The organism is Streptomyces sp. TG1A-8 (assembly GCF_030499535.1).
In the GTDB taxonomy this organism is placed as follows: Bacteria; Actinomycetota; Actinomycetes; order Streptomycetales; family Streptomycetaceae; genus Streptomyces.
Map to the genome: position 1 here is coordinate 2835801 of NZ_JASTLB010000001.1, position 11651 is coordinate 2847451.

The following is an 11651-nucleotide window of genomic DNA, read 5'->3' on the forward strand; positions in this document are numbered from 1 at the left end:
GTCACGGTGCACGGTTCGGCCCAGGCGCACGGCACTCGATCACTCGCGGGCCGCTCCCCGATGGTCCGTCCCATCCCAGCGCGCCAGTCACGGCCCGCGGCCAGCCTACCGGGCCGTCCGCGGGCGGCCGGAGCACGTCCACCATCCGGTACGCGCCCCGCGGGGCGCCCCGGGGAGGCGGTCCACCGTACCGGGGGACCGCCCGGCGTCACAGGACGACGTGGGGCAGGAAGCGGGCGTACCCGTCGGTGACCAGGCCGGCCGACTCCCGGATGCCGAGGCCGGCCGGCTCGTCCCGGACGACCCAGGCGCCGAGGACGACGTGGTTGCCGTCGAAGGCGGGCAGCGGGGCGAGCTGCTGGTAGCAGCAGGCCTCCTGCCGCACGGCCGCGGGGTCGCCGGGCTCGTGCACGGTGACGCCCTCGCCCTCGCGGCCCAGCAGGGGCTTGGCGACGTACCCGGTGGTCCGCGCCAGCTCGCGCGGGCCGTCCAGGTGGGCGGGCAGGAGGTTGGGGTGGCCGGGGTACAGCTCCCAGAGGACGGCGAGCAGGGCCTTGTTGCTCAGGAGCATCTTCCAGGCGGGCTCGATCCACATCGTCGTGCCGGTGCCGCCGCCGTTGTCCAGCGTGTCGAGGACGTGGCCGGCGAAGGGGTCGGTGGTGAGCCACTCCCACGGGTAGAGCTTGAAGACCGCGCGGATGAAGCGGAGCCGGTTGTCCACGAAGCGGCCGGAGAGGTCGTCCCAGCCGATCTCCTCCACGGAGAGCCAGTCGGTGTCCAGTCCGGCCTGTTCGGCGGTCTCCTTCAGGTAGGCGACCGTCATCACGTCCTCGCCGAGTTCGTCCGCGGACGAGTGCGCGAAGTGCAGGGGGCTGCCGGGCGGCAGGAGCGCGGCCTGCGCGCGCCAGGCGTCGACCAGGCGTTCGTGCAGGGAGTTCCACTGGTCGGCGCCGGGGAAACGGTCCTCCATCCAGAACCACTGCGCGGAGGCGGCCTCGACCAGCGAGGTGGGCGTGTCGGCGTTGTACTCCAGGAGCTTGGCCGGGCCGGTGCCGTCGTAGCGCAGGTCGAAGCGGCCGTAGACGGAGGGGAGTTCGGCGCGGCGGTGCCAGGCCTCGGTGACCGCCGCGGCGATCCGCGGATCGGTGATGCCGAGGTCGGCGAGGCGGTTTCCGGTCACGATGTGCCCGGCGGCCTCCAGGCACATGCGGTGCAGTTCCCCGACGGTCTCCTCCAGCGCCTCGACCTCGGGGAGCGTGAAGGCGTAGTACGCGCTCTCGTCCCAGTAGGGGCGCAGGGAGCCGTCGGGGTGGCGGGTGAGCGGGTAGACGACCCCCTGCTCCTCGACGGTCCGCTGCCAGCCGGGGCGGGGGGTGGTGGTGCGGCGTTCCATGCTGCGTGCTCCCGTCAGCCGCCGGAGCCGCCCTTGCCGCCGCCGAAGCCGCCCCGGGAGACCCCGGCGCGGTGGCCGTCGCCGTCCGAGGAGCCGGAGCCCTTGGCGGGTTTGGTGAGGGAACCGCCGGTGACCCAGGAGCCCTTCCTCTTGCCGCCGTAGTACCACACGCCGCCGCCGGACGTCCCGGTGTTCCTGCAGTGCTTGTCGGAGACGACCTTGTAGCCCTTGGCGAGGGTGTAGCTGTCGCGGTCGACGCAGCGCCTGTCCGGGTCGGAGGAGCAGGCGGTCAGCGCGGCGGCGAGCAGACCCACGCCGCCGAGGACCACCGTGGTGGAGCGGAGCTGCCTGCGCGTGTTCGCCATGCGGTGTCTCCCCCGTCGGCCGTGCGTGTACGGCGGTCAGCCTAGGGACCGGCCCGGGGACCCGCGCAAGGGGGGCCGGGCTCCCCCGCCGTCCCGGTGCCGTTCCGCACCGGTTCGCACGGGTGTGCGCCGTCCACCCGCCCGCCGGGTCCCCGGGCGGCGGTGGTCAGGACAGCCACTTCCGCCACACGTCGGGGTGGCCGTCCACCCACTTCCTCGCCGCCTCCTGCGGGGAGAGCTTCCGCTCGGCGATCATCAGGGAGACCTCGTTCTGGTCCTCGGTCGTCCACCGGAACCGCTTCAGGAGGGCCGCCGCCCGGCCGCCGGACCGGGCGAAGTGGGCGTTGAGGTACTTCTGCAGCGCGGTGTGCGGGTAGGAGCAGGCGACCTCGGCCGGGTCGGCGTCGCAGCCCTCCCGGTGGGGCGGGAGCCTCACTTCCGTCATGGGGACCTTCCGGAACAGCCATTGCGGGGTGTACCAGTACGTCAGGAACGGTTTCCGCTCCTTGGCGAACTGCTCGATCTGGGTGATCTGCGCGGCCTCGGACCCGGCGAAGACGACCTGGTAGTCCAGCTTGAGGTTCCTCACCAGCGCCTTGTCGTTGGTGGTGTAGGACGGGGAGCCGTCCATCAGCTGGCCCTTGCCGCCGCTCTCGGCGGTGCGGAAGAGGGGGGCGTACTTGTTGAGGTTCCTCCAGTCGGTGATGTCGGGGTGCTGCTCGACCAGGTAGGTGGGGACGTACCAGCCGATGTGCCCGGTCACCCCGAGGCCGCCGGCCGGCACGGCGGTCCTCTTGTCGGTGACGTACCGCTTCTCCTGCTCCGGATGCCCCCACTCCTCCAGGAGGGCGTCGACCCGGCCCTGGCTCAGCGCGTCCCAGGCGGGCACCTCGTCCACCTGGACGGTGTCGACCCGGTAGCCGAGCTCGTGCTCCAGGAGGTACTGGACGACGGCCACGTTGGACTGCGCGCCCACCCAGGACTGCACGGACAGGGTCACGGTCTTCGCGCCCCGGGCGTCCGCGAACGGACTGGCCTGCCGGGTCATGTCGGCGCCGCCGCAGCCGGTGAGCAGCCCGAGGACGGCGACGGCGGCCGGGACGGCCGTACGGAACCGCATGTCACGCCCCCTTCTTCGCGCGCCGCCCGGTGGGCTGCGTCACCCGGTCGAGCACCAGGCCCAGGCAGACGATGGCCGCGCCGGCGACCAGGCCGGTCGCCAGGTCGCCCTGGGCGAGGCCGAACGCGACGTCGTAGCCGAGGGCTCCGCCGCCGACCAGACCGCCGATGATGACGACGGCGAGCACCAGGACCACGCCCTGGTTGACCGCGAGCAGCAGGGACCTCCGGGCCAGCGGGAGCTGGACCTGCCACAGCTGCTGGCGGCCGGTCGCGCCGAGCGAGCGCGCCGACTCCAGCGCGGCCGGGTCGACCTGGCGCAGGCCCTGCGCGGTGATCCGGACGACGGCCGGGAGGGCGTAGACGACGGCCGCGGCGACGGCGGGTGCGCGGCCCACGCCGAACAGGGCGACGACCGGGATCAGGTACACGAACTGCGGCATGGTCTGGAGGACGTCCAGGACCGGGCGGAGTGCCCGGTCGACACGGTCGCTGCGGGCGGCGGCGATGCCGGTCGCGAGGCCCAGGACGAGGGTGACGGCCACGGCGGCGAGCACCTGGGAGAGCGTGTCGAGCGAGGGCTCCCACACCCCGAGCACCCCGATCGCGGCCATGGCGAGGGCGGCGGTCAGCGCGGTGCGCCAGGTGCCGATCAGCCAGGCCAGGGCGGCCACCGCGAACAGCACCGACCACCAGGGCAGCCACTGCAGGCCGGCGCGGACGGGGTCCAGGACCCAGGTGGTGAAGCGGCCCGCCCAGTCGGCGGTGCCGCCGACGACCGGGACGCCGGAGTACAGGTGGGCGGTCATCCAGTCGACGGCGCGGTTGACCGGCTCGGCGATGCCGAGGGTCCAGGAGCCGGGCCAGTCCAGGCGGCCCAGGAGGCGGCCGGCCAGGGCGACGGCCGCGGCGGCGGCCAGGACGTGGGGCCGGCCGATGGTGCGGGGGCGCTCGCCGGCCGGGACGCCGTCCCCGGCGGCGCCGGTCACCCGGTCCAGGACGACCGCGAGCAGCACGATCGGGACGCCGGCCGCGAGGGCCGCGCCCACGTCCACGGAGGCGAGCGCCTGGTAGACGCGGTCGCCGAGGCCGCCGGCGCCGATGACCGAGGCGATGACGGCCATCGACAGCGCCATCATGATCGCCTGGTTGAGGCCGAGGAGGAGCTCCTTGCGGGCCAGCGGGATGCGGGCGGTCAGCAGCCGCTGGCGGGCGGTGGCGCCGAGCGAGTCCACGGCCTCCAGGACCTCGGAGTCGGCGCCGCGCAGGCCGAGCGCGGTGAGGCGGGCCATCGGCGGGGCGGCGTAGACGACGGTGGCGAGGACGGCCGCGGGCACGCCGATGCCGAAGACCAGGACGACGGGGAGGAGGTACGCGAAGGCCGGGAGCACCTGCATGGTGTCCAGGACCGGGCGCAGGGCGCGGTCCATGCGGTCGGACAGGCCGGCGGCCAGGCCCAGCAGCGCTCCCACGAGTACGGAGGCGAGGACGGCGACGGCCATGAGCGCGAGGGTCTGCATGGTCGGCACCCACATGCCGAGCGCTCCGCAGGCCAGGAGGGCGAGGGCGGTGCCGGCGGCCAGGCGGGGGCCGGCGGCGCGCCAGGCGACGAGGGCGCCGAGGGCCGTGACGCCCGCCCAGCCCGCGGCGAGGAGGACGAGGTAGACGGCGCGTACGGAGATGACGACGGCGTTGCTGACGTAGCCGAAGAAGTACAGGAACAGCGGGTGGCTGTCGCGGTGGTCGATGACCCAGCCGCTGGCGGTGGCCAGCGGCCGGGACAGGTCGACGGTCAGGGCGTGGGGCCAGGTGCCGCCGCCCCAGCGGGCGGTGGCCAGGGGGACGAGGACCACGGCGGCGGACGCCAGCAGCAGGAGCTTGGCCGCGGCCCGGGTCCGCAGGACGCGGGGGAGCGCCGTCCGGGTGGCCGGGATGCCGAGCGTTGCCATCAGACGGCCTCCGTGCCGGGGCCGACCGGGGCGGGGGCCGTTCGCCGGCGCCCGCCGGGTGACGCCGCGTCCGCCGCCGTTCCGGCGGCGGGAGCGTCCTGGACCGTGGCGGCGGGAGCGTCCGGGAGCGGGGCGGCGGGAGCGTCCGCCGTCGCTTCGGACGTGCCGGCGACCACGCCGAGGAGCCCGTCGGAGTCCACCACGCCCAGGCACCGGCCGCGGTCCATGACGCGGGCCGGGGACCCGGCCCGGGCCACCGCCTCGATCGCCTCGGTGACCGTGGCCTCCGGGCGCAGCGCCGGACCGGTCGCCGATTCGTCCGGGGCGGCGGGGCGCATGGCCGTGCGGACCGTCATGACCTGTTCGCGCGGGACGTCGCGGACGAACGCGCGGACGTAGTCGTCGGCCGGGGAGCCGACGATCTCCTCGGGGGTGCCCAGCTGGACCACACGGCCGTCGCGCATGAGGGCGATGCGGTCGCCGAGCCTGAGGGCCTCGGAGAGGTCGTGGGTGATGAAGACCATCGTGCGGCCCTCCTCGCGGTGCAGGCGGGCCACCTCGTCCTGCATGTCCCTCCGGATGAGCGGGTCGAGGGCGCTGAACGGCTCGTCGAACAGCAGGACCTCGGGGTCCACGGCGAGCGCGCGGGCGAGGCCGACCCGCTGGCGCTGGCCGCCGGACAGCTGGCCCGGACGGCGCTTCTCCATACCGGCGAGACCGACCTTGGCGACGATCCCGGCGGCCCGCTCGCGCCGCTCGGACCGGCCGACGCCCTGGATCTCCAGGCCGTAGGCCACGTTGTCGAGGACGGTGCGGTGCGGGAGCAGGCCGAAGTGCTGGAAGACCATCGCGGCGCGGTGGCGGCGCAGTTCGCGCAGCCGGGTGCGGTCCATGGAGCGGACGTCCTCGCCGTCGATGGCGATGGTGCCGGCGGTCGGTTCGATGAGTCGGGTCAGACAGCGCACCAGGGTGGACTTGCCGGAGCCGGACAGGCCCATGACGACGAAGACCTCGCCCTTGCGCACGTCGAAGGAGACGTCCCGGACGGCGGCGGTGCAACCGGTGCGGGAGCGCAGGTCGGCGGGGCTCAGGGCGCTGAGTTCCGGGTCGGCGGGCACGCGCTCGGCCTTGGGGCCGAACACCTTCCACAGGCCGTCCACGCGGAAGACGGGAGCGGGGGCGGAATCGGGGGCGGAGTCGGGGGACTTGCGGGTGGGGACCGTGAGCGTCATCGGACGTCACCTCCGAGCAGATCGGCGGCCTTCTCCCCGACCATGAGCACCCCGATCATCGGGTTCACGGCGGGTATCGTCGGGAAGACGGACGCATCGGCGATGCGGATGCCGTCGAGGCCACGGATCCTCAGGTCCGGGTCCACCACGGCGAGTTCGTCGTCGGCGGCACCCATCCGGCAGGTGCCGGCGGGGTGGTAGACGGTGTGCGCGGCCCTGCGGGCGTACTCGCTCAACTCGGCGTCGTCCACGACCTGCGGGCCCGGGCAGACCTCGCGCTTGAGCCAGCCGGACAGCGGCTCGGTCCGGGCGATCTCGCGGGCGATGCGGATGCCGTCGACCAGGGTCCGGGCGTCGTAGTCGTCCCCGTCGGTGAAGTACCGGAAGTCCAGGGCGGGCTTGACGGACGGATCGGCGCTGGTCAGGTACAGCCGGCCGCGGCTGCGGGGCTTGGGGATGTTCGGGGTCATCGAGACGCCGTGGGGCGGCCGTTCGTAGCCGAGGCGTTCGGGGTTGTCGGTGAACGGGATCTGGTAGAAGTGGAACATCAGGTCGGGGCCCGGGCTCCGGGGGTCGCGCCGCACGAACAGGCCGGCGTCGGAGTCCATCGCGGAGTTCTCCGGGATGGGGCCGTGGGTCTCCCAGACGATGACCGACTCGGGGTGGTCGAGCAGGTTCTCGCCGACGCCGGGCAGGTCGTGCGCGACCGGGATGCCGAGTGCTTCGAGGTCCGCGCGGGGGCCGATGCCGGAGTGCAGCAGCAGGCGCGGCGAGTCGACGGCGCCCGCGCACAGCACGACCTCCTTCCGGGCCCGGACCAGCAGTTCCCCGCCGTCCCCGGTGCGCACGCGCACGCCCCCGGCGCGGGTGCCGTCCAGCTCCAGCCGGTACGCCCAGGCCTCCAGGAAGAGGCGGAGGTTGGGGCGCCGGTCCAGCACCGGGTGCAGGTAGGCCACCGAGGCGGAGGAGCGCTTGTTGTCCTCCGGATGGTAGGCGAGGTCGAAGAAGCCGACACCCTCGGTGAACGGCTCCTGGTTGAAGCCCTCGACGCGGGGCACGCCGAGTGCCGCGCGGGCCGCGTCGACGAAGTCGCGGGCGATGGCGTTGCGGTCCTTGTCGTCCACGGGGACGATGTTGTTGAGCAGGCGGTCGAAGTAGGGGTCCATGCGGGCGGCGCCCCAGCCCGCGGCGCCGGCCGCCTCCCACTCGTCCCAGTCGGACGGGAGCGGCTTGAAGGAGATCAGGGTGTTGTGGGAGGAGCAGCCGCCGAGCACGCGGGCGCGGCTGTGCCGGATGTGGGAGTTGCCGCGGGGCTGCTCGGTGGTCGGGTAGTCGTAGTCGAGGTCGCCGCCCAGCAGGCCCATCCAGCGGCGCAGGGTCAGCACGTCGTCGCGGCCGACGTCGCTGGGGCCGCCCTCGATGACGGCGACGGTGACGTCCGGGTCCTCGGTCAGGCGGGAGGCGACGACCGAGCCCGCGGTGCCGCCGCCGATGACGACGTAGTCGAAGTCGTGGGTGTGATCGGGCATGGGGTGGTTACTCCTGTGGGGTGGGAGGTCGTACGGAGGCCGGGAGGAAGGGGTGTGGGGCTCCTGCTCCCGGACTCGGGCGGTGGCCCCGGTCCCGCGGCTCGTGAGCCGCGGGACCGGGGCAAGGCCCGGACCGGCGGGACCCGGCCGCGGTTCAGCCGGCGAACCAGCGCACCGGCCTCGGCGCGAGGTTCTGGTAGACGTGCTTGGTCTCGCGGTACTCGGCGAGCCCGGTCGGTCCCAGTTCGCGGCCCGTCCCGCTCCTGCCGAAGCCGCCCCACTCCGCCTGCGGCAGGTAGGGGTGGAAGTCGTTGATCCAGACGGTGCCGTGGCGCAGCCGGCCCGCGACCCTGCGGGCCCTGGCGGCGTCGGCGCTCCACACGGCGCCCGCGAGGCCGTACTCGGTGTCGTTGGCGAGGAACACCGCCTCGTCCTCCGTGCGGAAGGTCTCGACGGTCAGGACGGGTCCGAAGACCTCCTCGCGGACGACCTTCATCCCGCGGTGGCAGGCGTCGAGGACGGTCGGCTCGTAGAAGTAGCCGGATCCGGGCCGGGCGGGGCCGGGCGAGGGCCGCTTGCCCCCGCAGCGCAGCACCGCGCCCTCGGCGAGCGCGGAGGCGACGTACTCCTCGACCTTGGCGCGCTGCTGCTCGGAGACCAGCGGGCCGCACTCGACGCCGTCCTCGGTGCCGCGGCCGAGCCTGATCCGCTGGGCGCGGCGGGCGAGTTCGCCGACGAAGCGGTCCCGGACGGACTCCTCGACGATGAGGCGGGAGCCGGCCGAGCAGACCTGGCCGCTGTGGATGAAGGCGGCGTTGAGGGCCTGGTCGACGGCGGTGTCGAAACCCTCCTCGGTGGCGCAGGCGTCGGCGAAGACGACGTTGGGGTTCTTGCCGCCGAGTTCGAGGGCGACCTTCTTCACGGTGGGGGCGGCGGCCCGGGCGACCTCGGTGCCGCTGGCCAGGCCGCCGGTGAAGGAGACCAGGTCGACGCCGGGGTGTTCGGCGAGGCGGGCGCCGACGGTGCGGCCCGGCCCGGTGACGAGGTTCGCCACTCCGGTGGGCAGGCCGGCCTCGACCAGCAGTCCGACCAGCGCGATGGTGGTCATCGGGGTGATCTCGCTGGGCTTGACCACGAAGGTGTTGCCCGCCGCGAGCGCCGGGGCGATCTTCCAGCTGGCCTGGAGCAGCGGGTAGTTCCAGGGTGTGATCAGGGCGCAGACGCCGACCGGCTCGTGCACGACGACGCTGTGCACCTCGGGCGAACCCGCGTCGACGACCCGGCCGGGGGGCTCGGCGGCGACCAGGTCGGCGAAGTAGCGGAAGGCGTCGGCGACGCAGTCGATGTCGACCCGGCCCTCCTCGGCGGTCTTGCCCGCGTCCCGGCTCTCCAGCAGGCCCAGTTCCTCGCGGTCGCGCGCGAGGAGGGCGGCGACGCGGCGCAGCAGCGCGGCGCGCTCGGCGACGGGGGTCCGGGGCCAGGGTCCGTGGTCGAAGGCGTGCCGCGCCGCGGCCACCGCCCGCTCCGCGTCCTCCTCGTCCCCTTCCGCGACCACGGCGAACGGCCGGCCGTCCGCGGGGTCGAGGATCTCGCGCGTGGCACCGGAGACCGCCTCCAGCCAGTCACCTCCCGCGTGGATGGTCGCCCGGGCCCGCCGTTCGGTTCTGTCCACCATGGTTGGTTTGCCTTCCGTTCCTGTTCAGTGCCCCTATGTCTCAGCCGTGCCACCGTCAGGGACCGTGGCCGCCTGCCCCAGGGCCTCCGGTCACATGCATGATCGGCGGACGAAAGTGCGCTGGGTCACTCCGATTCGTGGAGGAAGCGGGCGGGACGGCCGGCGACCGCCGGGACCGCGGCCGGCCGTGCGGGCCGCCGGAACCGTCCCGGCCGTCCGTCCTCACCCCGGACCGCCCTTCCCGGTACGGGATTTGACGGCAGGGGCGGAAACGGGTGCGGGCCCCGTTCCGGAGGAAACCGGAACGGGGCCCGCACGGGACCGCGGCGTGAACGCCCAGGGCGGTCTCAGATGAGGCCGAGGCCGCGCACCGCCTCGCGCTCCTCCGCCAGCTCCTTGACGGAGGCGTCGATGCGGGCGCGGGAGAACTCGTTGATGTCCAGGCCCTGGACGATCTCGTACGTGCCGTTCTTGGTGGTGACCGGGAAGGAGGAGATCAGGCCCTCCGGGACGCCGTAGGAGCCGTCGGACGGGATGCCCATCGACGTCCAGTCGCCCTCCGCCGTGCCGTTGACCCAGGTGTGCACGTGGTCGACGGCGGCGTTGGCGGCGGACGCGGCCGACGAGGCGCCGCGGGCCTCGATGATGGCCGCGCCGCGCTTGGCGACGGTCGGGATGAAGTCCTCGGCCAGCCACTTCTCGTCGTTGACGACCTCGGCGGCGTTCTTGCCGGCGACGGTGGCGTGGAAGATGTCCGGGTACTGGGTGGCGGAGTGGTTGCCCCAGATGGTCAGGCGCTTGATGTCGGCGACCGTCGCCCCGGTCTTCTTCGCGAGCTGGGTCAGCGCGCGGTTGTGGTCGAGGCGGGTCATCGCGGTGAAGCGCTCGGCCGGGACGTCCGGCGCCGCGGCCTGCGCGATGAGCGCGTTGGTGTTGGCCGGGTTGCCGACGACGAGGACCTTGATGTCGTCCGCGGCGTGGTCGTTGATCGCCTTGCCCTGCGGCTTGAAGATGCCGCCGTTGGCCTCCAGGAGGTCACCGCGCTCCATGCCCTTGGTGCGCGGGCGGGCGCCCACGAGGAGGGCCACGTTGGCGCCGTCGAAGGCCACGTTCGGGTCGTCCGTGATGTCGATGCCCTGCAGCAGCGGGAACGCGCAGTCGTCCAGCTCCATGGCCGTGCCCTCGGCGGCCTTCAGCGCCGGGGTGATCTCCAGCAGGCGCAGCCTGACCGGCACGTCCGCGCCGAGCAGCTGGCCGGAGGCGATGCGGAAGAGCAGGGCGTAACCGATCTGGCCGGCCGCGCCGGTGACGGTGACGTTCACGGGAGTGCGGGTCATGGCGTTCTCCGTATGACAGCAGGCGGTGGGGCGTCCCTGCCCCGGGCGGATGATCGATCTCTTGGCGTCAAGAGAGATCCAGCGGTCAGGCTATCGCGCATCAGGCATCCGGCACGGCCGGGACCGTGTGGCCCACCCCACAAGGCGGGCGCGCGGCGGATCGAGGGGGCGCCCGCTCGCGTGGGGGGCGACCGCCCGTCCGGGAGAGGAGGGACGGGGCGGTCGCCACCGGGGAACCGGTGTCCGGACTCCCGTGGGGGTACCGACCGGGTGCCCGGGAACCGGCGGGCCATGCGCGCCGGACGGATCGCACCCGGATCCGGGTCCCGCCGCCCTCGGCGCGTGCCGTCCCGCTCGGACCCTGCGGCCCGTCCGCCCGCGGGCGGGGGCGGGGGCGGCGCGGTCCGTGGCGGGACGCGGACACCGTAGCGGAACGGTCACTTCCGTGCCACAGCGCGCGGACAGCCGTTGAACCGGCGCTCCACGGCGGGAAGGCTGCTTCCCGACGGCGGTTCGCCCCGACTCGGGGGAGGGGACGAACCGCCGTTCGCCCGCGCTTCCGTGAGGAGGACGCGGGCGAACGGCGCCGGGAGCGGGGGCTACTTGGTGAGCGTGAAGTGCAGGGTGTCCTTCAGGAACGGGATCTCCAGCCATGGGCTGGGCTGGGCCATCATCGCCAGCAGGGCGATCGCGAGGCCGAGGACGCCGTAGGTCACGATGTCCGTGAAGCGCGAGCGGACCGCGAGCATGCCGACACCGGGCAGCGTCCAGCGCATGACCGCGCCGGCCAGCAGGGCCGCGCCCACCAGCAGGGTGCCGGCGCGGAACAGGTCGAGCGCGGCCAGCAGCAGGCCGAGCGCGACCGCGGACAGCACGACGAGCACCGGCCACTGCCGGGCGGGTGCCGGGGCGTCGCCCGGGGCGGCCCGTCCACCGCCCTCCGGCCGCGCGGTGTCCCGGGTGAACAGCGGGAAGCGGCGCGTCACCCGGCGCGGGCGCCCCTGGGCGTCGGGGGCGCTGATCGCGTCACGGACCATCGGCTCCGACTCGGT

General features: G+C 74.1%; 9 protein-coding genes and 1 riboswitch. All 9 genes read right to left on the minus strand.

Features of this window, described 5'->3' with window-relative positions; all coding sequences use genetic code 11:
* Window positions 1-11: 11 nt before the first annotated feature.
* A riboswitch (ZMP/ZTP riboswitch) is annotated at window positions 12-101 on the minus strand.
* A 107-nt stretch (window positions 102-208) separates the two neighbouring features.
* The 9 genes from QQY24_RS12040 to QQY24_RS12080 all read right to left on the minus strand — a co-directional run bounded on the left by QQY24_RS12040 (window position 209) and on the right by QQY24_RS12080 (window position 11636).
* The gene (locus tag QQY24_RS12040) at window positions 209-1393 is read right to left on the minus strand and encodes a glutathionylspermidine synthase family protein (protein ID WP_301972683.1); all 1185 of its coding nucleotides are present in this window, start codon (window positions 1391-1393) and stop codon (window positions 209-211) included.
* 14 nt (window positions 1394-1407) lie between these two features.
* Complete coding sequence (locus QQY24_RS12045; protein ID WP_301972684.1) at window positions 1408-1758, minus strand: hypothetical protein; 351 nt, start codon at window positions 1756-1758, stop codon at window positions 1408-1410.
* 166 nt (window positions 1759-1924) lie between these two features.
* Window positions 1925-2878, minus strand: coding sequence for an ABC transporter substrate-binding protein (locus QQY24_RS12050; protein WP_301972685.1), 954 nt, complete (start codon window positions 2876-2878; stop codon window positions 1925-1927).
* Window position 2879: 1 nt separating this feature from the next.
* Window positions 2880-4826 (minus strand): proline/glycine betaine ABC transporter permease, encoded by a 1947-nt coding sequence (locus QQY24_RS12055; protein ID WP_301972686.1) that lies wholly within the window; start codon window positions 4824-4826, stop codon window positions 2880-2882.
* Window positions 4826-6058: a glycine betaine/L-proline ABC transporter ATP-binding protein gene (locus QQY24_RS12060; RefSeq protein ID WP_301972687.1), complete on the minus strand. Its 1233-nt coding sequence runs from the start codon at window positions 6056-6058 to the stop codon at window positions 4826-4828. The genes QQY24_RS12055 and QQY24_RS12060 overlap by 1 nt, the downstream gene beginning before the upstream one ends.
* Window positions 6055-7587, minus strand: a complete 1533-nt coding sequence (locus tag QQY24_RS12065; RefSeq protein ID WP_301972688.1) for a GMC family oxidoreductase — start codon at window positions 7585-7587, stop codon at window positions 6055-6057. The genes QQY24_RS12060 and QQY24_RS12065 overlap by 4 nt, the downstream gene beginning before the upstream one ends.
* A gap of 154 nt (window positions 7588-7741) precedes the next feature.
* Window positions 7742-9262, minus strand: a complete 1521-nt coding sequence (locus QQY24_RS12070) for an aldehyde dehydrogenase family protein (protein ID WP_301972689.1) — start codon at window positions 9260-9262, stop codon at window positions 7742-7744.
* A gap of 347 nt (window positions 9263-9609) precedes the next feature.
* Window positions 9610-10599 (minus strand): malate dehydrogenase, encoded by a 990-nt coding sequence (locus tag QQY24_RS12075; RefSeq protein ID WP_301972690.1) that lies wholly within the window; start codon window positions 10597-10599, stop codon window positions 9610-9612.
* 599 nt (window positions 10600-11198) lie between these two features.
* The gene (locus tag QQY24_RS12080) at window positions 11199-11636 is read right to left on the minus strand and encodes a DUF3017 domain-containing protein (RefSeq protein ID WP_301976223.1); all 438 of its coding nucleotides are present in this window, start codon (window positions 11634-11636) and stop codon (window positions 11199-11201) included.
* Between the last annotated feature and the right edge of the window lie 15 nt (window positions 11637-11651).

Bases quoted from the DNA above. Each gene is read 5' to 3' on its own strand.
- QQY24_RS12060 (WP_301972687.1), bottom strand. From the start codon at position 6,058: ATGACGCTCACGGTCCCCACCCGCAAGTCCCCCGACTCCGCCCCCGAT.
- QQY24_RS12075 (WP_301972690.1), bottom strand. From the start codon at position 10,599: ATGACCCGCACTCCCGTGAACGTCACCGTCACCGGCGCGGCCGGCCAG.
- QQY24_RS12040 (WP_301972683.1), bottom strand. From the start codon at position 1,393: ATGGAACGCCGCACCACCACCCCCCGCCCCGGCTGGCAGCGGACCGTC.
- QQY24_RS12055 (WP_301972686.1), bottom strand. From the start codon at position 4,826: ATGGCAACGCTCGGCATCCCGGCCACCCGGACGGCGCTCCCCCGCGTC.
- QQY24_RS12070 (WP_301972689.1), bottom strand. From the start codon at position 9,262: ATGGTGGACAGAACCGAACGGCGGGCCCGGGCGACCATCCACGCGGGA.
- QQY24_RS12045 (WP_301972684.1), bottom strand. From the start codon at position 1,758: ATGGCGAACACGCGCAGGCAGCTCCGCTCCACCACGGTGGTCCTCGGC.
- QQY24_RS12080 (WP_301976223.1), bottom strand. From the start codon at position 11,636: ATGGTCCGTGACGCGATCAGCGCCCCCGACGCCCAGGGGCGCCCGCGC.
- QQY24_RS12050 (WP_301972685.1), bottom strand. From the start codon at position 2,878: ATGCGGTTCCGTACGGCCGTCCCGGCCGCCGTCGCCGTCCTCGGGCTG.
- QQY24_RS12065 (WP_301972688.1), bottom strand. From the start codon at position 7,587: ATGCCCGATCACACCCACGACTTCGACTACGTCGTCATCGGCGGCGGC.